Source organism: Candidatus Pantoea multigeneris, assembly GCF_011752615.1.
GTDB lineage: Bacteria > Pseudomonadota > Gammaproteobacteria > Enterobacterales > Enterobacteriaceae > Pantoea > Pantoea multigeneris.
This window is the reverse complement of the sequence record NZ_VWXF01000001.1, coordinates 635745-661395: the sequence shown is the minus strand read 5'-3', so window position 1 is coordinate 661395 and position 25651 is coordinate 635745. Positions and strand designations below refer to the sequence as shown.

Sequence of the window (25651 nt, the reverse complement as noted above, 5' to 3'; positions counted from 1 at the left end):
GCAGAAATACCCGATTACGTAGCTGCTGGCGCGTTTTCCACAGTGACGACCCTAAAAGTTGACCCTGAATCACCAGAATCCTTCATGCTGCGGCCTAAGCGCCGCCGCTGGGAAAATGAGAAGTACACCCGATGGGTAAAGACTCAGCCCTGTATGTGTTGTGGCAAGCAAGCTGATGATCCCCATCACGTCATCGGCTACGGCCTTGGCGGTATGGCAACAAAGGCGCATGACATATTCGTGATACCGCTTTGCAGAGCGCATCACGATGAACTGCATGCGGACGTAACAACGTTTGAAGATAAACACGGAAGCCAGTTAGAGCTGGTGGCGCGATTTCTCGATCATGTCTTTGCAGTGGGCGTGCTCGGGACTGATAAAAAATAATGAGTGTGGGGAATAATTATGCGTGACATGTCACAGGTATTAGAGCGTTGGGGTGCTTGGGCTGCTTCAGAGAATAGCGGCGTCGATTGGCAACCAATTGCGGCTGGATTTAAAGGGCTTTTACCACACAGCAGACGGTCGAGGGTGCAATCAGATGATGATGAAGGCATTATGATTGACAGATGTATTGCTAAACTAAAAAAATATAAATCTCAAGAGCATGATTTGCTTATTGCCCATTTTGTTGTTGGAGCCTCATTAAGAACTATCGCTAAGAAAAGAAAATGTTCAGATGGTACGATAAGAAAAGAGTTGCAGGCAGCAATGGGTTTTGTTGATGGGTGTCTATGTATGATGATATAAAATATAGGCACCCATTAACTGGGTGCTTTAATTATTTGTTCGAGATGGTTTGTTTTGTATGTCGAGAGACGCTGCAGCTTTAAGAATTAAGTGATCATTGCTTTCAGTTGGGCGAGTGAACTTGTCTTTAGAATGTATTAATTGATTAATTAAATAATACATCGATAGTTTTTCTTTAAGCATTGCTTCTTCAAGCCTTTGGCATCTACTATTACTCCCCAAATAATTTTTAATCACTTCTTCTCGCTTTTCATTTATTGAGTCTTGTAGTTTTATTAGTGTCTTACATGCTAGTCTTTGCTCTCGAGTCAGATATGGGTAAATCTCTTTCAATTTATCACTTAGAATGAGGAGCTCTATTTCTTGAGGTAGGTTCAAATACTGGAGTTTTTCTATTTTATTTTTTCTAAATGAAATGTTTTTGTCTGTTTCTTTTATAGAGCCCTTTAGGTTTATCAGCTCATCATGTAGCTCGATCCAAATGTTATCTTTTAGTATTCTATTCTTCCTTTTTTCTTTTAATCCTTCAATATACGGAGTTAAAAGCATCCCGAGGAGGAAAGTTATCAAAGGTATAAGGTACTTTATTATTTCCATTTTATTTAATCCATGTAAGGTCTAGTTAGTTGTGAAAATTTTACATAAGAGCTAACGCGTACGCAAATTACAGTGTATTGTGATAAGAGTGGTCTCTAAGACTCGGAACTTACCATCTTGCCTCGCATCTTGCGGGGTTTTTTTATGCCCTCTCCACAACCCCAAAGACACTGTCACTCACCGGCATCTGCTGGCGCGTGGGCTTTGCTGCAACAACGTTAAGTGTCTTTCCCGATGTGGTGAAAAGTTCTTTGCGCTGCTGGCGCTTCTTATCCTCGTAGATTCGGGGTTTCTGACTACAACAGCACCAACCGGACAACCGGAGGTGACCAAATGGTAAAAATCATGCCTGACAAAATTGCTTCCGCAGTCAGTTACTGCGTGTCCGGCGCACTTGTTTGTGGAGGCAGTGTGTCGCAATGGATTCATGACCTTGACTGGAATCAGATCGCGGTGGTTATCGGCATCGTGCTCGGTATAGCCACTTTCTTCACAAATTTTTACTTTCAGCGCCGTCAAACCCGAGCCATTGAAAAAGCGGCCGGTGAAGGCAAGGCAGTAATACGCGGGGAATAAGTATGGCTGTATCTACCCAACTTAAAACCCGTCTCAGTGCCGCCATGCTGGCGCTTATAGCCGCAGGGGCTTCTGCTCCGTCCCTGATGTCACAGTTTCAGAAAGAGAAAGAAGGCTCAAGCCTGACGGCATACGCTGACGCTGGCGGGGTCTGGACAATCTGTGGTGGCGTTACGCGCGTTAACGGCAAGTCGGTAGTGGAAGGCATGAAGTTAAGCGCTGCGCAATGCGATGCTATCGATAAAGCAGAACAGGCAAAGGCGCTGGACTGGGTTGCCAGGAATGTTCACGTTCCTCTGACCGAACCTCAGAAAGTTGGCATTGCTTCGTTCTGCCCGTGGAACATTGGCCCCGGCAAATGCCTGCCGTCAACGTTCTATCGCAAGCTTAATGCCGGTGATCGCAAAGGCGCGTGTGCTGCAATCAGGCAATGGATATTCGACGGCGGGAAAGATTGCCGAATCCGCTCTAATAATTGTTTCGGACAGGTTGATCGCCGGGACCAGGAGTCAGAGCTAACGTGCTGGGGACTGGATGAATGACACTTTCCGATATCAAGTGGGGATCGGTGGCGATAGTCATTCTCGCTCTGTTCATCATTGGCCTGGCTGTAACGGTGAAAGTGCAGCACACAAGCAACGTCGAGCTAGCTAAACAGAAGGAACAGGCGGAGCAGGGCAAAGCGACAGCAGAGGCAATCACCAATAACGTGATAACTGCTGTAACCCTCATTAATGATCTATCACGAGCTACCCATGAAGAAAAAACGACTGTTGCGGCAGATGCTGGCGAAAGGGTTATCACTATCCAAAAACAACTCTCCACTGATACGTGCGCTAACACCCATATTAATAGTGATGCTGTTGAGCAGTTGCGCGGATTCGCAAACGGTTTACGTCAAAGAGCCATACGTGCCGATCAGCATTGAGCTGACCGCCGACACACCACAGCCCACCATTCCCGACAACATGACCTGGGCGCAGAGCCTGCAACTTAACGTGCTTTCATTAAGCGCGTTAGCTCAATGCAACCTTGATAAAATGTCTATACGAATCATAGAATTAAATCGGTTAAAGAGTAGGTGAAAGAATTTTCTTACTTAAATTCTTTATGAAGGGATTTAAATCCATCGAAAAAAACCTCTGAGAGCGTAATCCGAAAAAGTTCTCAGAGGAGGCGCAAGGCACCATTCGTTACTTTAAAACTGATGACGTTTTTAACTTATACAGCTTTTGAAAAAATGTACAACTTTAGTTTTTTTAAAACTAGTGGTATTACCAGTTTGTCTATATCTTTGCGTTATATTTTCAAAAAAATTAATGTTAAAAGTATTGTTATTGATAGGTTTTATTGTTTACATGGTCGTTTACCATTAAAGTCATTCACTTTATTTGAATGAGATAATTTTGCATAAAACAAAATTGATCAGTAAAAATAGTTTGAGTCTGTACAATTTAGTAGGCCTCTATAGCCGAGAGATTCTTAGAATACTATTGGTTTTCTAATGTTTTTGTTTCGTGTGGTTACTTTTTTTATACATACGTCGAGGTGACTTTGTTAAATCAAAACATAGAATTAAGTTACTTCTTTGGGAAAATCAGAAGGATAGCTCTATCTCATCAGTCGGGAGAGAGTTTTTCTGAGAGCAAGGCTGATGTAGATGCAGTAATCATTGAGTTGAGGTTAAAATTTAGTCACGATAAGTCTGGATTCGAATCGGCTCTTAGAGACTTAGTTAAAATGCTTGAAAGTTGCCTCATGAAGACTGCTAGTGCTGAATGGAGTAGCGTCATTGCATATTCTATAAAGATTATTAAAAGGAAGCTTAGGGCTTACGACTTCAAAAGCAAAAAAGTAGAGTCAAACAGGCTTAGAAGTCAAAGGCGTATGATCTAATTTGCAGCGTGAGAGATTAGGTAGCCTAACTTTTGATGTAATTTAAAGAGCGTAAATCATGCCTAATTTACCACTATCTAAATATTGGTAGGTAAATTTAAGGCGTGAGAACGATTCTGGACACTATCAAGGTGTTCGATAAGATACTTCAGCTAATCATTGGCACTTCATCACAAGTTGTGCCGATCATCTTAGGGCACATTTGCGAGTGCTGCCTAAGATGTTAGCTTTCCAAAAGGTTTCCTGTTAAAAAATTCTCCATCCGGTAACTATCAACTGAATCCCTGGAGAAGGCTTCTATGACTGCCTTACGAAACCTACTTGTTCATGCCACTAACCACTTAGTTGTTAATGGTCTAATCAACCTCGATAGTGGAAAAGATGAAGGAGAACCATCCGGCCACGCTGTAGCCGAGATTGGAGGTAAACTTGCAGTTATAAACTGGAGCGGAGTAGGGCATGGTGAAATTAGGATTTCAGTTTGGTGGGATTATGTTCATGAAAAGTATCCTCGTACAAATCTTCATCGTTTTTACAAAGAAAACTTTCAAGAAAGCAAGCCTGTCGTCAAATCTCATCATCATCCGAAATTTATTGGAGCTATGGTAAGCGGATGGCTGGGAAGAGGAGCCAACAAGCACCTCATAGGAAAAAAGGACTTAGGGCTCTTCGATATGTACGTTCGAAGAGACACAAGGATATCCCTGGAGAGCTTACCCGAAGCAAAAGGCATAGGGTTTGATGCTTTTGGAAACTCTATACTCTAGCCACCTCCAGGCAGTTTTTTATTGGAGTTTATATGCCATCAGCTATTCCTCGCGCATGCCGTAAGCGTGGCTGTGCGCGCACCACAAGCGACCGCTCAGGCTATTGCGAAGAACATCGCAACGAGGGCTGGGAACAACATCAAGGCGGCAAGACCCGACACCAGCGAGGCTATGGCAGCAAGTGGGACGTCATCCGCGCTCGCATACTTAAACGTGATCGTCATCTATGCCAGGAGTGCTTGCGGCAGCAGAAGCCCGCCCCAGCATCTACCGTAGACCACATCAAACCCAAGGCACACGGTGGCACGGATGATGATGCCAACCTACAGGCGCTGTGCTGGTCGTGCCATAAAGGCAAAACAGCCAAAGAGCGATGCAAGTAATAATCAAAACTATTTGCACAAAACTAGTGCGCCCTAAATATAAATGAGATTCATTATCGTTTATCGGGTGGGGCGGGGCGAAAGTTCGGGCCTTTGCCCCTAAAGGACCGCCGCCTAACCTTTTTTCACACCGCCGCAGGTTAGAAAGCTTTTTTATGGGTTTCCGCATCGTTAATTAATAGGAGTTTTCGATTATGCCAGGACCACCGAAAACCCCGACACACCTGGCTTTGGTGAAGGGGAATCCATCAAAAAGAGCCATAAACAAGAACGAACCAAAACCGCCTTCAGGGGTTCCCCCAATTCCTAAGCATTTTGATAAGCAGGGGAAGTACTGGTTTAAGCGGATTGGCGAAGAACTTGACGCTATCGGCGTGGTAACCAAACTCGATGCCCGAGCGCTCGAATTGCTGGTAGAGGCTTACACCGAGTTTCGCCACCACTGCGACACTTTGGCGATAGAGGGTTACACCTATCGCACCGAAACCATGACCGGGGATGTGTTAATCAAGGCTCACCCCGCCGCGATAATGAAATCTGACGCCTGGAAAAGAATACGGGCGATGCTTGGCGAATTCGGAATGACGCCTGCCAGCCGAACCAAGGTTGGCGCGAAAGACCCGACTGAAGCCGATCCACTGGAAGAATTTCTTAAAAAGCGCAAATGATGAATGGCAACCGTCCAGGCTGGTATTCAGTACGCCGAGCGCGTACTGGCTGGCGAGATTGTTGCTGGCGAACTGGTGCGCCTGGCGTGTCAGCGATTCCTCAATGATTTAGAGCATGGACCGGAACGCGGCGTCTATTTCAGTGAGGACCGCGCCCAGCACATTCTCGACTTCTACAATTTCGTTCCACATGTGAAAGGTGCGCTGGCAGGCAAGCCGATTGATTTAATGCCCTGGCACATCTTTATTCTGATTAACCTGTTTGGATTCATTATTCCGCTTATCGATGAGATCAGCGGCGAACAGGTTTTGGATGAAGATGGCGATCCGGTTATGGTACGCCGTTTCCGCACGGCTTATGACGAAGTGGCACGTAAAAACGCCAAATCTACACTCTCATCCGGTATCGGTCTGTACATGACTGGAGCTGATGGCGAAGGTGGTGCAGAGGTTTACTCAGCAGCCACTACGCGCGATCAGGCTCGCATCGTGTTTGACGATGCAAAGAACATGATTAAGAAGTCACCTCGTACGCTGGGGCGGCTTTTCGGTCACGTAAAGCTCAATATCCATCAGGAAAGAACTGCGTCAAAGTTTGAGCCGCTTTCCAGTGACGCCAACAACCTCGACGGCCTCAACATCCACTGCGGGATAGTCGATGAGCTGCACGCTCACCGTACCCGTGATGTGTGGGACGTGCTCGAAACCGCAACGGGTGCGCGTCTTCAATCGCTGTTGTTTGCTATCACCACGGCGGGCACTAACAAAGAGGGAATCTGCTTCGAGCAGCGTGATTACGCCATCAAGGTATTACGCGGAATAGTGGATGATGACACTTACTTTGCCGTCATCTACACCCTGGACGAAGATGACGATCCCTTTGATGAGGCGAACTGGCCGAAAGCAAACCCCGGACTCGGGGTCTGCAAGCGCTGGGATGATATGCGCCGCCTCGCGAAGAAGGCGAAAGAGCAGGTGGCCGCACGGCCTAACTTCTTCACCAAACACCTGAACATCTGGGTTACTGCTGAAAGTGCCTGGATGGACATGGAGCGCTGGGCGAAGATGCCCGAAACGGCTGCTATTGAGAAGAGAAAAGGCTGGCCGCTGTGGGTTGGTGTTGACCTGGCAAACAAAATTGATATTTGCGCGGCAGTGAAAGCATGGCGCGATCCAACAGGCGAAACACATATTGAACCGCGATTCTGGCTACCGGAAGGGCGCATTGAAACCGCCCCTAATCATATCGCTGAGCTTTACCGCAAGTGGTCTGATGCCGGATATCTGGAATTAACCGATGGTGATGTTATCGATCACGCGTATATCAAGGCTGAAATTGTGGAGTGGCTGCATGGCGAGAATATCAAGGAAATTGCTTTTGACCCATGGAGCGCACTGCAATTCAGTCTGGCGCTGGCTGAAGAAGGTTTGCCGCTGGTTGAAGTACCTCAGACGGTTAAAAACCTCTCTGAAGCGATGAAATCGGTGCAGGCGGAGATATATGGCAACAAATTCCATCATAACGATAATCCGGTTATGACATGGATGATGTCGAATATTACGGTTAAGCCCGATAAGAACGACAACATATTTCCGAATAAATCGACCCCGGAAAATAAAATTGATGGCCCTGTAGCATTATTCACCGCCAAAAGTCGTCTGCTGGTCAATGGTGGTGGAGACGTGCAAGACCTGAGCGGCTTCTTCGACAACCCGATAATGATAGGTTTCTGATGAAAGCAAACAAACAGCCCGGCAGGGTTAAAAGTGCGCTGCTGAACTGGCTGGGCGTGCCGATTAGCTTAACCACGGGAACATTCTGGCAGGAATGGATGGGGATGAGCAGCAGCGGCAAGGTGGTGTCAGCAGATAAAGCAATCCGCCTGTCTGCTGTCTGGGCGTGCGTCCGGTTGCTGAGTGAATCGGTATCGACGCTGCCGTTAAAGATTTATGAGCGACAAGACGATGGCTCACGAAAGCTGGCTATGAATCACCCGGCGTATCAGGTGCTTTGTCGCCGCCCCAATATGGAAATGACGCCTTCCCGCTTCATGTTGATGCTGGTTGCCAGTATCTGCCTGCGCGGAAATGCCTTTATTGAAAAGAAATTTATCGGTAGCAAACTGGTTTCTCTGGTGCCTTTGCTGCCGCAGAACATGGTGGTTAAACGCCTCGACAGCGGCGTACTGGAATACACCTACACCGAGTCAAAATCACCGCGAGTTATTCCGCTGAAGAACATCATGCATATTCGTGGATTTGGCCTGGATGGTGTCTGCGGGATGATGCCAATGATGGTTGGACGCGATGTGATTGGCTCAGCAATGGCGGTTGAAGAATCCGCTGCGAAGATATTTGAAAACGGCCTTCAGAGTTCGGGGTTCCTCTCAGCCGAGGCTGCTCTTAATGATGATCAGCGAGAAAGGCTTCGTGGCTACATGCAGGCTTTTACCGGGTCCAAAAACGCCGGGAAAATCATGGTGCTGGAAGGTGGCCTGAAGTATCAGAACGTCACCATGAATCCAGAAGCTGCACAAATGCTGGAATCCCGGTCATTCAGCATTGAGGAGATTTGCCGCTGGTTCCGCGTGCCGCCTTTTATGGTCGGCCACGCTGACAAGCAAAGTAGCTGGGCCTCTAGCCTGGAGGGAATGAATCTGCAATTCCTGACTAACACGCTTCGGCCAATGCTGGTCAACATTGAGCAGGAGATTTGCCGCTGTCTGCTGGATGGTGACGACGATCTGTTTGCCGAGTTCTCAGTTGAAGGATTGCTGAGAGCAGACAGTGCAGGCCGTGCCGCTTACTACACCACAGCTCTTCAGAATGGCTGGATGTCGCGTAACGATGTTCGCAGGCTGGAGAATATGCCGCCAATTGAGGGCGGTGAGCTGTACACAGTGCAACTTAACCTGACACCACTTGAAGACCTGAAAACAAATAGTCATGCAGCTAACGCTTTAGCAGCAAGACAACTTCACGCTCACGTATTCCCGGACATACCTTTCGAACAATCCCCGCTTAAAAAAGCGGCTTAGGAGCCTCTCAATGACTTTAAAAAACCTTCCGGCAGCGCCGGTAGGGCGTCCTTCTGCGCTCTCAAATCGCGATTTACCGTCTGCGGCGATGGAAAAGTGGGACGGAAATATCAGGGCGGCAAAGCCCGAAGAGGGCAGCATTTCTATTTTTGATGTGATCGGCGCGGACTATTGGGGCGACGGTGTCACTGCCAGCCGTATTGCTGGAGCGCTTCGCTCCCTGGGTGGCTCTGACGTGACTGTTAACGTTAACTCCCCTGGCGGTGACATGTTCGAAGGCCTGGCTATTTATAACCTGCTGCGTGAATACGAGGGGAAGGTGACAGTTAAGGTGCTTGGCCTGGCTGCATCTGCTGCGTCCATCATCGCGATGGCAGGTGATGACATCCAGATCGGTCGCGGCGCGTTTCTGATGATTCATAACTGCTGGGTGTATGCAGCAGGCAATCGCCACGATTTAGCGCAACTGGCTGCCGATATGGAGCCGTTTGATAAAGCCATGGCTGACATCTACTCAGCGCGAACTGGGCTAAGCATGGAAGAGGTTGGCGCAATGATGGACGGTGAAACGTATATCGGCGGTAGTGATGCCGTTGATAAAGGTTTCGCTAATCGCCTTCTCTCTGCGGATGAGATTGCCGACGACGATGACAGCCCCTCCGCAGCCCTTCGCAAACTCGATGCGCTACTGGCGAAAACAGATACCCCGCGTTCAGAACGGCGAAAACTTCTTAAAGCTTTAACAGGCAGTACGCCGGGCGCTACTGCTGATCAAGATGGTATGCCGGGCGCTACCAATGAAATCAATCCTGACAACCTCAAACAACTTGAAAGCGCCCTGGCGGCGTTTCGTAAATAAGGAATCCCCATGTCTGAAGTAAATGAAATTCTGAAAAAGGTCACGGCCAGCATTGAAGAGGCCAGTGGTAAATTCAGTGCCAAAGCGGAAGAGGCTTTGAAGGAGGCCAAAAACGCAGGCACGCTTTCAGCGGAAACCAAAACCGCTGTAGATAAAATGGCGTCAGAGTTTAATGCCCTACGCGATGCGGAAAAAACACTCAAAGCCGCGTTGGGTGAACTGGAACAGCAGGTTGCCGAGATGCCTCTCATCAATGCAGCAAAAGTGGTTGAAACGGTTGGGCAGGTTGTTATCAACAATGAAGCTCTGAAAGCCTTTGCTGCCAGCGTTGAAGGAGGAAAACGCGTTAGCGTCCCGGTTAACGCCGCATTGTTATCAACGGGTGTTGCTGATGGAGTGGTTGAACCTCAACGACTGCCAGGTATCGATACTACGCCTAAACAGCGCTTGTTCATTCGTGACCTGATTGCGCCAGGCCGAACCTCATCACCTGCGATTTTCTGGGTGCAGCAGACGGGCTTTACCAACAAAGCGGCTGTAGTGCCTGAAGGAACGACCAAGCCGTATAGCGATATTCAATTTGCAACGCAGATCACCCCTGTAACAACCATTGCTCACATGTTCAAAGCTTCTAAGCAAATTCTGGATGACTTTGCTCAGTTGCAATCGACCGTTGATGCTGAGATGCGTTATGGCCTGAAGTATGTTGAAGAGCAGGAAATTCTTTTCGGTGACGGTACTGGTGCACACCTCAAGGGCATCGTTCCACAGGCTTCGGCCTATGCCGCTGCTTTCGAAGTCGCTAATCAAAACGGTATCGACGATCTGCGACTGGCGATGTTGCAGGCGCAATTAGCTCGTTTCCCTTCATCTGGCCATGTTCTGCACTTTATTGACTGGGCGAAAATTGAACTGACCAAAGACACTCTGGGGCGCTACATTCTGGCTAATCCATCAGGGCTTACTGGTCCCACCCTCTGGGGGCTGCCGGTTGTAGCGACTGAAGCAGCAGCATTCCAGGGCAAGTTCCTGACTGGTGCATTCAACGCGGCGGCGCAGCTCTTTGACCGTGAAGACGCGAACGTAGTGATCTCTACTGAGAACTCCGACGACTTCGAAAAGAACATGATTTCAATTCGATGCGAAGAGCGTCTGGCACTCGCGGTTAAACGTCCAGAGGGCTTTATCTATGGCCCATTCACTGCCCCGGCAGTCAGTTCCGGTTCCTAATCACTAATCGCGGCCTCCGGGCCGTTTTTTATTGGGAGTAATCCAATGAAAGTACGTGTTATCAAGCCTATCTATTTTGGCGGCATCGTTAAGGTGGAGAACGAAGAGTTTGAAACCCTGGAACAGCATGGCCGGGAATTGGTCGCAAAAGGATATGTCGCTGAAGTTCTCTATCATAATCTTGGAGAGCCAGAGCCAGAGCCAGAGCCAGAGCCAGAGCCAGAGCCAGAGCCAGAGCCAGAGCCAGAGCCAGAGCCAGAGCCAGAGCCAGAAGAAAAAATCATTAAACCGAAAGCTAAGTAAGGGGGCCAGATGCTGACCGTTGAGCAGGTAAAGCATCACTGCAATCTGGAGCTGGGGTTTACGGAGGATGACGTCTGGATCGCTGGGCGAATTAAGGCAGCAGTGAAGATGGTTGAAAAGTCCACGCGCCGAACCCTGTACGAATCGGCGGACGATCCTGGCTTTATCACTGACCGAGATTCTCTGCTTTACGGTGAGGATATTGAAACCGCGATGCTGATGCTGATCGCACACTGGTATGCCAACCGTGAGGCTGTTGTTACCGGGCTAACCAGTACTTCACTGGATTATGCTGTTGAAGCAATCCTTCAGCCTTACCGGATTTATGGCGTATGAAAGCCGGTCCTATGCGTTATCGGGTTACGCTGCAAAAACCCGGAACGGGAAGGCTACCATCAGGCCAGCCAGGCGTTTCATGGGTAGATGTGATCTCTGTTCGTGCTGATATTACTGATATCTCAGGTCGGGAGATTATTGCCGCTGGCGCTGAGCTATCAGGGACTACTGCCCGTATCTGGATTCGCAAAATTCCCGGTGTGTTGGTTAAAGCTGGCTGGCGTGTATTGCATCTTCCCCCAACAGGTAATGGTGAGGTCTATACCATTAATTCGGCCATTAAGGCGGAGAACGGTGCTCGCCTGGAGCTTCTCTGCGAAGAGGGCGTGAAATCATGATTAATTCGAGGCTAGATTTCTCAGACCTTCTGGATTTGTCCGCTGATTTGGATGTGCTGAGTAAAGCTGAAAACAATAAAGTGGTCCGTGACATGACACGCGCTGCGGCCACAGTTTTCAAAGATGAAGTTATTGAGCGCGCTCCGGAGCTGACCGGTAAGCTCAAAAAGAATGTTGTCGTCATGACCCAACGTGACCGCAATGGCAACATTACCTCTGGTGTCCATATTCGCGGTACAAACCCAGAGACTGGAAACAGTGATAACAAAATGAAAGCGGACAACCCGAACAACGCCTATTACTGGCGCTTTGTCGAACTTGGCACATCACGGTTACCTGCGACCCCCTTCGTTCGCCCCGCTTATGAAGCGAAGCAAGATGACGCGACTAAGGCTGCATTTGAGCGTGCGAACCAGGCAATTGACGAGGCGCTCAGCAAATGACCGAAGCAGATGTATACAGCTTAATAGGTGGCCTGGCTGATGGTCAGGTCTACCCCTATATCGCCCCGCTTAATGCCGCTGGTCAGCCAGACATTCGCGCCCCGTGGGTTATCTTCACAGTAGTTTCTGAAAGTGAAGCTGACACGCTTGGTTGTCGGGCGGAAAGCACTGGCGTTTTGCAGGTGGATGTCTATTCCCTGACGATTGACGAGGCCAGAGAGATAAGGCTCAAGGCGATAGATATGCTTGAGCCGCTTGGGTTTAGCCAGTTGAGCAAAACGCAAGGTTGGGAATCTGACACCGGGCTATACCGGGCGACATTCGAAGTTCAGGCTATTCAGTAAATAACCTCAGTACCACACCGCCAAATGGCGGTTTTTTTATGTCTGGAGAAAACATGACTAGTAAATTTGAAAAAACGCAGGGTATGTCATTTTCGGTATCTTCTGCCCCAGTAACTCAAGAAGACTTCAAAAGCGCTGGATTCCCCGCCGCTGGAATCACCTGGCTGGATGCATCCTGTGCCACAAAAGAAATCTCTTATACCGGCGGTCAAAAGGCGGATATCGAAACCACCACACTTTGCTCAACGGAAGTCGAACAAACTAACGGGCTGGCAGCGGCAGCAGAAATGAGCATTACCCGTAACTGGGTTGGTTCTGAAGCTGCACAGCAGGCGTTGCAAGAAGCCTACGATAATGACGAAATGCGCGCGCTGAAGATTGTCTTCCCTTCAGGAAATGGCTACTACGCATTGATTGAGGTTCGCCAAAGCACTTGGTCTGCCACTACATCAAGCGTAGTTGCTTCAACGTACTCCCTGCGAGTTAAAGGAAAACTGAAAACCATCGCTGCTGATGCAAGCTAATTAATTAAAATCTCACCATCAGGAAAATAAAAAAATGTCTGAGGTTAACAATTCTATTCGTAGTCTGGCGCTCGCCAAGTCTAGTTCATTCCGAACCACGATAATCTCTGTAGCAGAATGGGACAACGCTCAAGTAACTGTGCGTGAACCCTCTGCTGAATCGTGGGTTAAATTCCGTGAAATTATGTCTCCTGACCTACCTGAAGGTGAAGAACCTCCAAAGCTGAGCCACACCCAAGAGTATCAGCGTAATAAAAGGGCTGATGTATTGATGTTTATGGACGTGTTGTTGGATGAAAACGGCAACCGGGTATTTAGCGATGAAGATGAAAGTATTGTGTCAGATTCATATGGGCCGGTACATTCTCGCCTTTTATCAAAGGCGCTTAAATTAACCATGAGCCAGGAAAACGCGGAGGCAAAGTAAAACAGCCGCTGACTTTCTTTCTCATGTCATTGGCGCTCCGGCTGGGGCGCACTCTCCATGAATTACACCAGACCCTGACGGCCAGTGAGCTGAAAATGTGGATCACCTACGATCAACTCAGCCCAATAGGAGACTGGCGGGGGGATGTTCAGTCTGCACAGATATCGGCAGCAGTCATTAATTCGCAGGGTGGCAAAGCGACGATAGATGAATTGCTGGTTAAGTGGGGGCAACAGGAAGAGGATCGGGAAAAAAGCGGCCTTGAAACATGGATGGGTGGATTAATTGAGTAACCGCTGCGGCGGTATTTAAGGGTGATATATGGCTACGCTGCGCGAACTAATTATCAAAATCTCCGCAAATTCCAGCTCCTTTCAAACGGAAATTGCCCGAGCATCACGCATGGGGCAGGACTACTACCGCACCATGGAAAATGGTGGCCGTCAGGCCGCCGCAGCGGCCAAAGAAAGCGAAAGAGCATTATCCGATTTAACCAGTGGTTTCGCTTCCGCAGGGCGCGCGGCAGCGGCCGCTGCGGCTGCGTTTGCTACCGGTGAAATCATTGCTATTGCCGATGAATGGACTTCTGTGAATGCCCGCATGCGTCAGGCATCTTCATCAACTGAGGACTTTGCGGCTTCGCAGCGCAAGCTAATGGCAATCAGCCAGGCGACAGGAACGGCGTTTGTAGATAACGCCAACTTGTTCTCGCGTGCTGCTGCATCAATGCGAGAGTATGGCTACAGCTCTGATGATGTACTTAAAATCACAGAGGCGCTCAGTACTGGCCTGAAACTCTCTGGCGCAAGCACAGAGGAATCAGGCTCCGTTATTACTCAGTTCAGCCAGGCACTTGCGCAGGGCGTTTTGCGTGGTGAAGAGTTTAACGCAGTCAACGAGGCAGGTGATCGCGTTATCAGGGCACTGGCTGCTGGTATGGGGGTTGCACGTAAAGACCTCAAAGGGATGGCCGATCAGGGGCAGCTTACGATTGATAAGGTAGTTCCTGCGCTGATTAACCAGCTTGGGACCCTGCAAAAGGAGTTTGCGGCAATGCCGCAGACCGTTTCAGGGGCCATGCAAAAGGTTAGCAACTCCTTCATGGCCTGGGTAGGCAATATCAACAATGCCACCGGGGCAACCCAGGCGCTTTCTGGTGGCGTGACAGGATTGGCGGGAGCTATTGATTCATTCACAGCCTCTGCTGTTAGCGGCACGCTAAATGATGTTGCCAATAACATGTCAACCATCACAACTGTAGCTGGTGCTCTGGTAGGTGTTGGGCTAGCAAAATATCTTGGCGGGGTCGTATCGAGCGCAACCGGTGCCACTACTTCTCTGATAGCTGCGGCTAAATCTGAGGTCGCACTTGCTGCCGCACAGGAGAAGGCTGCGGCTTCAGCCGTAGCTGCTTCACGTGCAGCAGTTTATCGAGCACAGCAGGGGCTGCAAGCTGCGCGTAGTGCCGAGGTTCAAGCAGCTCAGCAGGAGAGAGTCGCAGCAGCAGATGCGAAAGTGACTGCCGCACAAACGCGGCTCAACGCTGCACTAGCGAGCGGCACGGCTACGGAGAAGGGAAGAGCGCGAACCGCACTTGATCGTGCCCAGGCTGCGTTAGTTTCGGCAAAGAATGCTGATGCGCAGGCTGCGGCAGAACGTCGATTGGCCGCAGCTCAAGCAAGTCTGAATGGTAATCTGGCAAACCGTGTTGCAGCTCAAAATAACCTCAACAATGTAACATCTGTTGGATCGCGTCTTCTTGGGGGCGCGCTAGGCCTTATCGGTGGTGTTCCTGGCCTCGTGATGCTGGGGGCTGGCGCCTGGTATGCGATGTATCAAAACCAGGAGCAGGCGAGAGAGTCAGCGCGGGAATACATAAAAACGTTAGAGCAGGTTAAAAGCGCTCTACCAAAAATGAGTTTGCCGGAAGTTTCCGACAACGCATTTCAGACCAAAGCCTCACTTAATGAGCAGAATCGTCTGGTAGATGAGCAAGCAAGAAAGGTAAGCGAGCTTAAAAGCGAAGTGCAGGGGTATCAGCAGATACTGTCCAACCCCGGCCCTAGCATTGGAGGGTTTCTGGTTAACCATCTGATCAGTCTTTCCGATGCGACCAATGGACTTGATAAATCGACTTCCTCTCTGGCAGTGGAGCAGGAAAGGCTTTATCAAATGCAGGCTAAATCACAGGATGTTCAGTCTGCTCTTACCACCCTTGAAAATCGCCGCATTGATCTAATCAGACAGCAGGCTGCTGAGCAAAACGCGGCTTACCAGTCACTGGTAATGATGAACGGGCAACACAGCGAATTTAACCGCTTAATGTCATTGGGAAACAACCTGATTGAACAGCGCTCCCATCTTGGAACCTATACTGGCCCTGTGCTCGATTATTCAGGGTTAAACCAGAAACAACAACAAGCTTTGCAAAAGGCGGAAAGAGAGCGCGTATTAGGTGCGCTTGATGGTCTTGAAAAGCTCCACCAGCAAAGAGTGTATGAAGCACAAGACCTTGGCTTGACTGGTGTTTATTATAATAAATACATCAGTGATATGGATAGCGGCGCAATAAGTACTCAGAATATCGCTGATTCTAAGAAAGAATTAACTAAATCAACAAACGCTCAAAATAAAGCGGAAAAAGAAGCCGCTTCGCAGGCGGAAAATTATGCTCGCAAGATGGCAGATTTAAGCGTGGCCACTGAGGTGCAAAAAGTCCGCGCATCTGAGGGAGAAAAAGCTTCTGAGCTTTACGCCGCAACTCACCAAACAGGGGCAAAGTGGACTGAGGAGCAGCGTAAAGCGATAAGAGATTCTTCGGCTGAACTGGCGATCTGGACGCAAAGGGCAGAAGAAAATATTAAAAAACAGCGTGATCAGGTGGAGGCGTTAAAAGATTTACGTGAAGCAGCTCGCAGGCTCAAGGATGAGGGAGCGCTGACAGTAGAAACGGCCAGCCTTAGCGATCGCCAAAAACAGAGATACGATGAAACTCAGCAAATTGGCCGAACCTTCGATAAAACGGACAAAGGGACTGCCGCGATTGCAGCACGCAATCAGGCATTAGATGCCCTCGATAAAAAGTACCAAGCGATAGCAGCAACAGAGGGTAACTGGCTCAGCGGCGTATCGAAGGGCTACCAGAACTGGCTTGATAGCGCTGGCAACGTGGCCGGAACAGTTGCCACAGCCATCACATCCACTATGGATAGCGCCCTGGACAACATGTCTTCAATGCTAATTGGTAGCAAAGCTGACTGGAAGTCATGGGGCTTATCCGTACTTCAGATGCTCGCGAAAGTTGCTTTGCAAATGACGATTGTGAATACGCTAAAGCAATCAGGGGGATCACTATTAGGTGGACTTATAGGGGGTATAACTAGCAGCATTGGCGGGGTCGCATCTGGCGCTGCTGCCTCGACTGGTGGCGTTGGGGCTATGGGCTTGTCCACAAGTTTTGCAGCTTATGATGGTGGTGGATTTACAGGAGTTGGCGGGAAGTACGACCCAGCCGGAATTGTTCATAAAGGAGAGTTTGTCTTTACCAAAGAGGCGACTCAACGGATTGGGGTTGATAACCTTTATGGCATGATGCGAGGTTATGCAGATGGTGGGGCCGTCGGTGGAAAAGCACAGTATTCATCGAAAGTTAACACCGCATCTAATCAGGCAAGCCCATCAATAAGTGTCTATGCCCCGGTCAATTTAACTCAGCCAGATAGCGGTAGTTCAAACCCTTCTGGTGTTGGTGCGATACAAAAACAATTAAGCGCTGTAATACAGAGTAAGTTTACCGACTTATTGAAAAAAGAAATGTCTCCAGGTGGGATTTTATACAACAGGTGATCCAGCAGCAAACAAGTGTTAAGGTTGTGACTCCAAATGTTAGAGGGAGTTACAAGTGGCCGCAGCAGGTTTTGTTGTTTATCTTATTTTCATGGTTATATCTTTTGTTTTTTGGTATTTCATGAACCGCGCAAGTGTGAGAGCCAATCGTCAAGTTCAGCTCTTAGAGTCAATTAACGAGAAACTATCACAGCTAACCGGACCAGATAACGGATCTAAAGTTAATCTTGATAAATCCGCCGAAGGATATCTTGAAGAGGCCAGAAAGAAAGCTGGCCTGTAGTAAATAACCACCTTCGGGTGGTTTTTTTTCGTCTGGAGATTTTTATGGCAATCGACACATTTAGCTGGGCTGTACGTATCGGTGCAGAAGAGCAGTTGAGTGTTGCGGCTTTGTCTGCGCAGTTCGGGGATGGTTACAGTCAGATAGCCAGCGCCGGAATTAACGCCGCAATCGAAACCTGGACGCTCTCATGTAACGGCGATATCACCGAAATGAAACAGGTGAGAAGTTTTCTGAAAGACCATGTGATCACTTCATTCTGGTGGGAAAATCCATGGGGTGAAAAAAAGCTCTATCGCGTTAAGAAAGACTCGATCACCCCTAACTTCACAACGGGTGTATTTGTAGATATCAGCTTTACCTTCCTTGAGGCACCTTCGCCGTAATTAAGTCACTACAGCTTAAATTACTATCCTTTCCAGTCAGGTCGCGTATGCGGCCTTTTTTATTGGGTCGCTTATGAGTCTGACGCGAGATTTGCAACAACTGGAGGCCGGTCAGTTAATTCAGCTTATTGAGGTTGATGGTACTGAATTTGGCATGCCAGATGTTTTACGTTTCCACGCCTACAACCTCCCTACAGAGGGCTGGGCCGCCTTTGCTCAAGAGAATTTGCCGGCCATTATCTGGCAGGGCAATCAGTACGATCCTCATCCCTATGAGCTGAAAAGTGTTGAGCTTTCCAGCACGGGTTCACAGCCCACGCCAACTCTGTCTGTTGGCGACATTGGTGGGTACGTCAGCGCGTTGTGCCTGCAATACGACGATCTCGTTAAAGCCAAGGTTCGAATCCGCACCACGATGGCGAAATATCTGGACGCCGCGAACTGGACTTCAGGCAATCCGACAGCATCACCTACTGAAGAGAGAGTGCAACTGTTCTATGTGAATGCCAAATCGACCGAGACGCGCATTCAGGTAGATTTTGAATTGTGCTCTCCGTTTGACGTCCAGAGCCTGCAATTACCCTCCCGGCAGATAACGCCTGTTTGCACCTGGTGCATGCGCGGATGGTACAGAAGCGGAACCGGCTGTGATTATGCAGGCAGCAATTACTTCCTGAAGGATGGAACTGAAACTGATAACCCGGCGTTAGATGTTTGCGGCGGGAGGCTAAGTGACTGTAAGTCTCGATTTGGCAGCGATCAACCGTTGCCATTCGGTGGCTTCCCCGCAGCAAATCTTCAGGGGAAATAGCATGCGTAAAAAGGTGCTTGAGGCTATCCAGCAGCATGTAGCCGCCGCTTATCCGAATGAGGCTTGCGGCGTGATTGTGCAGAACGGCAGGGCGCAACAGTACATTCCCTGTCGCAATACGGCGGAAGTGCCAACGGAAAATTTTACCCTGGCCCCGGAAGACTTCACCGCAGCGGAGGCGTTGGGGGAAGTGCTGATGATTATCCATTCTCACCCGGACGTGGTGCAGCTTATTCCCTCCGAGATGGACCGAATTCAGTGTGACTGGTCTGGTGTTGAGTGGGGGATCATGTCCTGGCCTGATGGTGACTTTTGCACGCTGTCCCCAAGAGTTGATCGAGACTATACCGGCAGGCCGTGGGTTATCGGCTATGCCGACTGCTGGAGCTTGATTAAGGAATATTACAGCCGGGAGTTTTCGCTGGCGCTCGGTGATTATTCCGTACCCCTCGAGTGGTGGATTGACGGGAAAGAGGCGCTTTACGATGACAACTGGGAGAAGGAGGGGTTTGCTGAAATCTCAACCTCCGATCTTCGCCACGGCGACATCATCATGATGCGGCTCCAGTCTTCCGTGACCAATCACGCAGCGGTTTATCTCGGTGAAAATATCATTCTTCATCATCTGTCCGGCCAGCTTTCAACGCGCATCCCATATGGTTCATACCATCGGGATCGGACAGTGAGAATCGTCAGGCACAAGGAGCTGATGAATGCTTAAAACCTTAACGCTCGGTGGAGCACTTGCAAAGAAATTTGGCAAGACGCATCGCTATCAAGTTGCTGACCTGCGCGAGATGCTCCGGGCAATGTGTACCACTGTACCGGGCTTTAAAAAGTATGTTTCTAATGCCCACCTAAACGGCATTCGCTTTGCCTTCTACAGTGATAAGCACAACATCACGCTTCCAGAGTTCGACATGTCCAACGGTGCAAATGAGTACCGGATGGTATCGGTCATTGAAGGAAGTAAAAGTGCTGGGCTATTGCAGATAGTTATTGGTTCTGCGGCACTCGTTGCTGCGTTCTTTACGGCTGGCGCATCCCTTGGAGTCTGGGGTGCCACGCTCGGTGTGGGGACAGGTGCAGCCGCGCTTACTGGCGGTGCTGCGCTGGCGGCTACAGCGTTGACTGGTATGGGCCTCTCTATGATGCTCGGTGGTGTAGTCGGCTTGCTGACGCCGCAGCCAGGCTACAGTGTTGGATCATCTTCTAGTGCCGACAACAAGCCGAACTATGCCTTTGGTTCCCCGGTGAATACGGTAGCAATGGGCTACCCCGTTCCTGTTGCTTATGGCGAGCGGGAAAACGGCGGGGCGATAATCAGCGCCGGTATTTTCTCCAGCGACCAGCAATAATTTTTTCAACTTTTCTAAGCCACCTCCGGGTGGCTTTTTTTATGGGTGAAATATGCGACTTCTTGACGGTGCCACCATTATCCGGGGGAGCAAAGGGGGCAGTCAGAGTGCGCAGACGCCCACCGAACAGCCAGATGATTTGCTCTCCACGGCAAAGCTAAAGCTTCTGATTGCTTTGGGTGAAGGCGAAATCCAGGGCGATTTAACGGCACAAAATATTTTCCTCGGCGATACGCCGCTGGCAAACGATGACGGCACGTATAACTTTACCGGCGTTAAATGGGAATACCGTACCGGCACGCAGGATCAGGAATACATTCAGGGCATGCCAGAGGTTGATAACGAGCTGGCTGTTGGACTTGAGGTCAAACAGGCCTCTCCCTGGACGCACCAGTACACCAATCTTTCCCTTGATGCCGTACGTATTAAGCTAAGCCTGCCTGCTCAATATCAGTACAAAGATAACGGCGACATGGTTGGTACCTCAACCCAATACGTTATCGAGTTATCCACCGATGGCGCGGCCTGGCAGATTGTAGTTGAAGGCGTGTTTAGCGGCAAAACCACATCGGAATACCAGCGCGATCACCGCATCGATTTACCCAAGGCCACCTCGGGCTGGTCAATCCGGGTACGCCGTATCACTGCTGATTCGACATCGGCCACTAAGTTGGTTAACGCCTTCAAGGTGTTCAGTTATGCGGAAGTGATCGACAGCAAGTTACGCTACCCGAATACAGCCTTGCTCTTTCTGGAATTGGATGCCAGCCAGTTTAACGGCTCTGTGCCGAAAACCACCTGTAAATACAAAGGAAAGCTGGTTCGGGTTCCAGATAATTATGACCCTAACACCCGCACGTACACCGGCACCTGGACGGGTAGTTTCAAGTGGGCTTATACCAACAACCCGGCGTGGATTTTCTACGATCTGGTGCTGGATAAAATTTACGGGATGGGGAACCGCGTTGATGCTTCCATGATTGATAAATGGGAGCTGTACACCATCGCACAGTACTGTGATGACATGGTGTCAGACGGAGCTGGTGGCAAGGAGCCTCGTTTTACCTGTAATGCCTACATCCAGAGCCAGGAAGATGCGTATACCGTCCTGAAGGACATTGCGGCGATATTTCGCGGTATTACCTTCTGGGGTAACGACCAGATTTATGTGCGTGCTGATGCCCCGCAGGATGACGTCGATTTTGTTTATCATGCGTCAAACGTTATTGATGGGCTATTTACTTACGCTGGCGGCTCTTACAAGAACCGTTACACCTCATGCCAAGTCTCCTGGTCTGACCCACAGAACAACTACAGCGATACTCCTGAAGCGGTCTATGACAAAGACTTAGTCGAGCGTTATGGCGTCAATGAAACCCAGCTCACCGCTATTGGCTGCACCTCTCAAAGTGAGGCTCATCGCCGTGGCCGGTGGCTGCTGCTCTCTAATGCCAAAGACGGAACGATCTCTTTTGGCGTTGGCCTGGATGGGTATATACCACTTCCGGCTGAAATCATTGGCGTGGCTGACCCTTATCGGGCTGGCAAGCAGAACGGCGGGCGAATTAGCGCGGTGAACGGGCTGAACGTAACCCTTGATCGCGCGATCAACTACGCATCTGGTGACCGGCTGGTGCTTAACCTTCCTGACGGCACGGCGCAGACGCGAACAATCGGCGCGGTAAGTGCTGACAAGAAAACGGTAACAGTGACCACTGCTTTCCGGCAGCAACCCGTAGCAGGCGGCGTGTGGGCAATTGACAGTGATAATCTGGCTATCCAGTATTTCCGCATTACCTCTATCGCCTCAAACGATGACGGAACATTCACTGTAACCGGCGTTCAACACGACAAAAACAAGTACCAGTACATTGATGATGGCGTGAAAGTTGATGCAGCACCTATCACCATTACGCCTGCGGCGGTGATGCAAGCCCCGAAAAATATCACTGTGACTGAAGTTGACCACATCGACCAGGGATTAACTGTTGCCACCATGCAGGTGCAATGGGACAAGGTTGAAGGCGCGATTAGCTACACAGCGCAGTGGCGAAAGGATAAAGGTGACTGGATAAACGTAGGCCAGACCAGCACCCAGGGGTTTTCTATCCAGGGTATTTACGCTGGGGTTTATGATGTACGGGTGCGCTCTGTTAATGCGGCGGATATCTCTTCCCCGTGGGGTACATCTGAATCTGTGTCACTTCCGGGCAAGGTAGGCAAGCCCGGTACACCGCTGAACCTTCTGGCATCTGATAACGTTGTGTGGAATATCAAACTGTCCTGGGCTTTCCCTGCCGGTTCAGGTGACACCTCTACAACGGAGATTCAGCAAGCGACAACGGCAGACGGGCAAAACCCACAGCTTCTTGTTTCGGTTGCGTATCCTTCGACCAGCTATCAACACGGGCCAATGGCTGCTGGTGTGCGCCGCTGGTATCGCGCACGACTGGTTGACCGTATTGGTAATGCCGGTGACTGGACTGGATGGGTTCAGGGTGTGACCAGTACAGATACTGGCGCGTTGCTAAACGATATCACTGAAGCGGTGATGAACTCGGAAACCGGTAAAGCGCTGGTTGAGCGCATCACCTCTGTTGAATCTGATGTTAGCGGCCTGGATTCTGCGGTTGATCAGGCTCAGGCAGATATCAAATCAGCGCGTGATGATTTATCTACTGCGAAAACCGATATCCAGCAGAATAAGACTGATATCAAAGCTGCACGTGATGATTTATCTAGCGCGAAAATTGACATCCAACAGAACAAAACGGATATCAAAGCAGCCCGTGATGATCTTGATCTGGCGAGGGAGCAGGTTAACACCTCCCTTACTGGCATCAACAATAACATCAGTGACGTGAATACACGCGTAACCAACGTCAACAATGATATTCAGCAAAAGATCAATACCATCACTGGAGGTAGCAGCCAGAGTATCGCCACGGTGGTTTCGCAAGTCGAGACGTTACAGGCTAATGATCAATCCATGTCGACCCGACTGGATGCAGTTGTGGCTAAATCTGATGGAAACGCTACCGCAATAGCCACCGAGCAGACAGCCAGAGCGAATGCAGACAGTGCGTTAGGCACTCGAATTGACACCATCACAACCCAAACCGGCAATAACAGCGCGGCGATCACCGCCCTGCAAAACGCGCAAACGACAACGGATAACTCTCTGGCAGAGTTTTCCCGCGTCACCAGCGCTAAGTTTGATGCTGGCGCGGCGGCAGATATCGAAAATGCGCTCAGCACGGATAAGAACGCGCAGCAGCAGCGGGAAACATCCGGCAAGCTCTCAGCGCGTATCACGCAAAGCGAGCAGGCTCAGGCTGATGATCGGGAGGCGTTTGCAGTTTATCGCCAGAGTGTTGAGGCTCGTTTCGATAGCACTGGCAGTGACATTGCTGATGTTAGTGCGCAGGTTCTGTCAGAGCAGGGGGCGCGTGCCAGCGCTGATGATGCGCTGTCATCAAGGGTTGATGCAGTGACAGCCACGGCTGCTGGTAATGCTGCCAGTATCGTTTCAGAAGCAAAAGCACGGGCTGATGCTGATCAAGGCCTGACCGAAATGGTCATGGCAGTGTCAGCAAAGACCGATTCTAATGCCGCAAGCATCAATACTGAAATCACGGCGCGGACGGATGCTGATTCAGCCCTGGCTAAGCGTATCGACACTGTAACGGCATCGACTGGCGCGAACGCCACTGCGATCACCACTGAGCAGACGGCTCGGGCAAATGCAGATACAGCACTTGGTCAGCGAATTACCGATGTGAAAACTACCACAGACAGCAACACGGCCAGGCTAACGACTGTGGAAAAAGCTGTCACCGATAACCAGTCGGCGACTGTGAAGCGGTTGGATAGCCTGGACGCCTCTGTTGGTAACAATGCATCGGCTATTGCTACTGAACAGACTGCACGTGCAGATGGCGATACCGCTTTGGGCAAACGCATTGATACTGTATCTGCTTCGACTAGCTCTAACACTTCGGCGATCACTACTGAACAGACAGCCAGAGCAAACGCCGATACGGCGTTAGGCAAACGCATAGACACGGTAGAGGCATCTGCTGGTAGCAACGCCACAGCGATCACTACTGAGCAGACGGCGCGGGCAAATGCAGATACAGCGCTGGGGCAGCGGATCACTGATGTTAAAGCGACGACGGATAACAACACGTCACGCCTGACCACGGTAGAGAAAGCGGTCACTGATAACCAGTCAGCAACTACAACCCGCTTAAACAGCCTGGATGCGTCTGTTGCGAGCAACGCCACTGCGATCACCACTGAGCAGACGGCCCGAGCTAATGCCGATACCGCGCTGGGTACGCGTATCGATAGCGTTAAAACCAGCACGGATGGGAATACTGCGTCTATCGGTTTGTTGCAGACAGCGCAGACCACGACCGATCAGGCTCTGGCAACGCTGACGCAAAGCACTGAGGCATACTTTGATGCTTCGGCGATGGCGGACATTGAGAACGCTCTCGCAAATGATAAGGATGCACAAAATCAGCGTGCAGCAGCAGGTGTAATTCGTGCGCGGGTGACGCAAGCTGAGAAGGCTCAGGCTGATGCGAATCAGGCGTTTGCTTCATACCAGCGCGAGATTACCGTTCAGTTCGATAACAACAGCGCCCGTGTGTCCACGCTGGAACAGGCTCAGTCTGATTCAAGTCAGGCTTTTGCTCAGTTCCAGCAGACGACTACAGCGCAGCTCAACACCTTCACCGCGTCTATTCAGCAAAACGCCTCAGCTATTAGCGCGGTAGATGGCAAGGTATCAGCGCAGTACAACGTAAAGGTGCAGGTTGACCAGAACGGCGTGCTTTATGCGGCAGGTATGGGGATTGGCATGGAGAACGGCCCTAACGGGATGCAATCTACAGTGGCATTCCTGGCGGACCGGTTCGTGATCATGTCGCAGGTTGGCACCACACCAAAAGCCTTCTTCGCCCTGCAAAACGGGCAGGCCATTATGGACACTGCTTTTATCGGCGATGCAACAATCGGCAGGGGTAAAATAACGGATACGCTCCAGTCAGATAACTTTGTTTCCGGTATGACAGGATTGTCTATTAATTTCAAAACAGGTGTATTTGAAAACAATGGCTATGTGGCAGGGCAGGGGAGAATGACCTGGTCAAATAACCGTTTAGTTGGCTATGACGCAAGCGGCAACGTTGTGTTTATTCTGGGGCAACAATAATGTTTGGCGCTTTTCTCTATATCAAAGGCACGTCTTTTGATGTCGTTAATTCAATGTCACCTTCTTATGTGATGGATATCATTGAGAATATAGCAAGTGGTTCAAGGTCGTATAATGTTCCACCCGGTACGGCGTTGACTGCTCAGGCTTTCATGGATACCCCAACCTATTCGGGAACAAAAGAGCCAACCATAACGGTGAGTGGCACAACTGTTTCATGGTCGGGGACATCTACGGCTTATAAAATCATTGTCTGGGCGGGGTAAG

Annotated in this window: 29 protein-coding genes and 2 pseudogenes; 30 read left to right on the top strand and 1 reads right to left on the bottom strand. The window is 49.8% G+C overall.

Features of this window, described 5'->3' with window-relative positions:
• Positions 1-39: 39 nt before the first annotated feature.
• Positions 40-387, top strand: a pseudogene (locus F3J40_RS24820) (DUF968 domain-containing protein); the annotation flags it as partial.
• Between the two features lie 18 nt (positions 388-405).
• Positions 406-750, top strand: a complete 345-nt coding sequence (locus F3J40_RS03070; RefSeq protein WP_167012545.1) for an antiterminator Q family protein — start codon at positions 406-408, stop codon at positions 748-750.
• A gap of 27 nt (positions 751-777) precedes the next feature.
• Here F3J40_RS03070 and F3J40_RS03065 read toward each other — a convergent pair whose 3' ends face one another.
• Positions 778-1347, bottom strand: coding sequence for a hypothetical protein (locus tag F3J40_RS03065; RefSeq protein ID WP_167012544.1), 570 nt, complete (start codon positions 1345-1347; stop codon positions 778-780).
• A gap of 333 nt (positions 1348-1680) precedes the next feature.
• Here F3J40_RS03065 and F3J40_RS03060 point away from each other — a divergent pair, with 333 nt between their 5' ends.
• The 28 genes and pseudogenes from F3J40_RS03060 (at position 1681) to F3J40_RS02935 (ending at position 25650) form a co-directional block, all read left to right on the top strand.
• Positions 1681-1923 (top strand): phage holin, encoded by a 243-nt coding sequence (locus F3J40_RS03060; RefSeq protein WP_167012543.1) that lies wholly within the window; start codon positions 1681-1683, stop codon positions 1921-1923.
• Positions 1924-1925: 2 nt separating this feature from the next.
• Positions 1926-2465, top strand: coding sequence for a lysozyme (locus F3J40_RS03055; protein ID WP_167012542.1), 540 nt, complete (start codon positions 1926-1928; stop codon positions 2463-2465).
• Complete coding sequence (locus F3J40_RS03050) at positions 2462-2851, top strand: hypothetical protein (RefSeq protein WP_167012541.1); 390 nt, start codon at positions 2462-2464, stop codon at positions 2849-2851. The genes F3J40_RS03055 and F3J40_RS03050 overlap by 4 nt, the downstream gene beginning before the upstream one ends.
• The gene (lysC, locus tag F3J40_RS25335) at positions 2781-3008 is read left to right on the top strand and encodes an Rz1-like lysis system protein LysC (protein WP_444505523.1); all 228 of its coding nucleotides are present in this window, start codon (positions 2781-2783) and stop codon (positions 3006-3008) included. Before F3J40_RS03050 ends, lysC begins: the two co-directional genes overlap by 71 nt.
• A 1110-nt stretch (positions 3009-4118) precedes the next feature.
• On the top strand, positions 4119-4586 hold the full coding sequence (locus F3J40_RS03045; RefSeq protein WP_167012540.1) for a hypothetical protein: 468 nt from the start codon (positions 4119-4121) through the stop codon (positions 4584-4586).
• Positions 4587-4618: 32 nt separating this feature from the next.
• On the top strand, positions 4619-4969 hold the full coding sequence (locus F3J40_RS03040) for an HNH endonuclease (protein WP_167012539.1): 351 nt from the start codon (positions 4619-4621) through the stop codon (positions 4967-4969).
• 194 nt (positions 4970-5163) lie between these two features.
• The gene (locus tag F3J40_RS03035) at positions 5164-5637 is read left to right on the top strand and encodes a phage terminase small subunit P27 family (RefSeq protein WP_167012538.1); all 474 of its coding nucleotides are present in this window, start codon (positions 5164-5166) and stop codon (positions 5635-5637) included.
• Between the two features lie 3 nt (positions 5638-5640).
• Positions 5641-7371 carry a terminase large subunit gene (locus F3J40_RS03030; protein ID WP_167012537.1) on the top strand — a complete coding sequence of 577 codons (1731 nt, stop codon included), beginning with the start codon at positions 5641-5643 and terminating at the stop codon, positions 7369-7371.
• Positions 7371-8675 (top strand): phage portal protein, encoded by a 1305-nt coding sequence (locus tag F3J40_RS03025; RefSeq protein ID WP_167012536.1) that lies wholly within the window; start codon positions 7371-7373, stop codon positions 8673-8675. Before F3J40_RS03030 ends, F3J40_RS03025 begins: the two co-directional genes overlap by 1 nt.
• 10 nt (positions 8676-8685) lie before the next feature.
• Positions 8686-9534, top strand: coding sequence for a head maturation protease, ClpP-related (locus F3J40_RS03020; protein WP_167012535.1), 849 nt, complete (start codon positions 8686-8688; stop codon positions 9532-9534).
• Between the two features lie 9 nt (positions 9535-9543).
• Positions 9544-10764 carry a phage major capsid protein gene (locus tag F3J40_RS03015; protein WP_167012534.1) on the top strand — a complete coding sequence of 407 codons (1221 nt, stop codon included), beginning with the start codon at positions 9544-9546 and terminating at the stop codon, positions 10762-10764.
• A gap of 45 nt (positions 10765-10809) precedes the next feature.
• The gene (locus F3J40_RS24720; protein WP_205297167.1) at positions 10810-11067 is read left to right on the top strand and encodes a DUF7210 family protein; all 258 of its coding nucleotides are present in this window, start codon (positions 10810-10812) and stop codon (positions 11065-11067) included.
• Between the two features lie 9 nt (positions 11068-11076).
• Entirely contained in the window at positions 11077-11403 is a 327-nt protein-coding gene (locus tag F3J40_RS03005; RefSeq protein WP_167012533.1) for a head-tail connector protein, read from the top strand.
• Positions 11400-11741, top strand: coding sequence for a phage head closure protein (locus F3J40_RS03000; protein ID WP_167012532.1), 342 nt, complete (start codon positions 11400-11402; stop codon positions 11739-11741). Before F3J40_RS03005 ends, F3J40_RS03000 begins: the two co-directional genes overlap by 4 nt.
• Positions 11738-12184 (top strand): HK97-gp10 family putative phage morphogenesis protein, encoded by a 447-nt coding sequence (locus tag F3J40_RS02995; RefSeq protein WP_167012531.1) that lies wholly within the window; start codon positions 11738-11740, stop codon positions 12182-12184. The genes F3J40_RS03000 and F3J40_RS02995 overlap by 4 nt, the downstream gene beginning before the upstream one ends.
• Positions 12181-12528 (top strand): tail completion protein gp17, encoded by a 348-nt coding sequence (gene gp17 / locus F3J40_RS02990; RefSeq protein ID WP_167012530.1) that lies wholly within the window; start codon positions 12181-12183, stop codon positions 12526-12528. Before F3J40_RS02995 ends, gp17 begins: the two co-directional genes overlap by 4 nt.
• Before the next feature lie 53 nt (positions 12529-12581).
• Positions 12582-13052 carry a phage tail protein gene (locus F3J40_RS02985; RefSeq protein WP_167012529.1) on the top strand — a complete coding sequence of 157 codons (471 nt, stop codon included), beginning with the start codon at positions 12582-12584 and terminating at the stop codon, positions 13050-13052.
• Positions 13053-13086: 34 nt separating this feature from the next.
• Positions 13087-13479 (top strand): phage tail assembly chaperone, encoded by a 393-nt coding sequence (locus F3J40_RS02980; RefSeq protein WP_167012528.1) that lies wholly within the window; start codon positions 13087-13089, stop codon positions 13477-13479.
• A gap of 23 nt (positions 13480-13502) precedes the next feature.
• Positions 13503-13772 carry a phage tail assembly protein T gene (locus F3J40_RS02975; RefSeq protein ID WP_167012527.1) on the top strand — a complete coding sequence of 90 codons (270 nt, stop codon included), beginning with the start codon at positions 13503-13505 and terminating at the stop codon, positions 13770-13772.
• Between the two features lie 28 nt (positions 13773-13800).
• Positions 13801-17325, top strand: a complete 3525-nt coding sequence (locus F3J40_RS02970) for a phage tail tape measure protein (protein ID WP_167012526.1) — start codon at positions 13801-13803, stop codon at positions 17323-17325.
• Between the two features lie 55 nt (positions 17326-17380).
• Positions 17381-17608, top strand: coding sequence for a YebO family protein (locus tag F3J40_RS02965; RefSeq protein ID WP_167012525.1), 228 nt, complete (start codon positions 17381-17383; stop codon positions 17606-17608).
• Positions 17609-17652: 44 nt separating this feature from the next.
• On the top strand, positions 17653-17994 hold the full coding sequence (locus F3J40_RS02960) for a phage tail protein (RefSeq protein WP_167012524.1): 342 nt from the start codon (positions 17653-17655) through the stop codon (positions 17992-17994).
• A 73-nt stretch (positions 17995-18067) separates the two neighbouring features.
• Positions 18068-18805 carry a phage minor tail protein L gene (locus F3J40_RS02955; RefSeq protein ID WP_167012523.1) on the top strand — a complete coding sequence of 246 codons (738 nt, stop codon included), beginning with the start codon at positions 18068-18070 and terminating at the stop codon, positions 18803-18805.
• A 1-nt stretch (position 18806) separates the two neighbouring features.
• Positions 18807-19526, top strand: a complete 720-nt coding sequence (locus F3J40_RS02950) for a C40 family peptidase (protein WP_167012522.1) — start codon at positions 18807-18809, stop codon at positions 19524-19526.
• Positions 19519-20163 (top strand): tail assembly protein, encoded by a 645-nt coding sequence (locus F3J40_RS02945; RefSeq protein ID WP_167012521.1) that lies wholly within the window; start codon positions 19519-19521, stop codon positions 20161-20163. Before F3J40_RS02950 ends, F3J40_RS02945 begins: the two co-directional genes overlap by 8 nt.
• A gap of 52 nt (positions 20164-20215) precedes the next feature.
• Positions 20216-22744 (top strand): annotated as a pseudogene (locus tag F3J40_RS24815) (TipJ family phage tail tip protein); the annotation flags it as partial.
• A gap of 408 nt (positions 22745-23152) precedes the next feature.
• Positions 23153-25384, top strand: a complete 2232-nt coding sequence (locus F3J40_RS25145) for a phage tail tip fiber protein (protein WP_369410915.1) — start codon at positions 23153-23155, stop codon at positions 25382-25384.
• Entirely contained in the window at positions 25384-25650 is a 267-nt protein-coding gene (locus F3J40_RS02935; RefSeq protein WP_167012519.1) for a hypothetical protein, read from the top strand. Before F3J40_RS25145 ends, F3J40_RS02935 begins: the two co-directional genes overlap by 1 nt.
• The last annotated feature ends 1 nt before the right edge of the window (position 25651 follow it).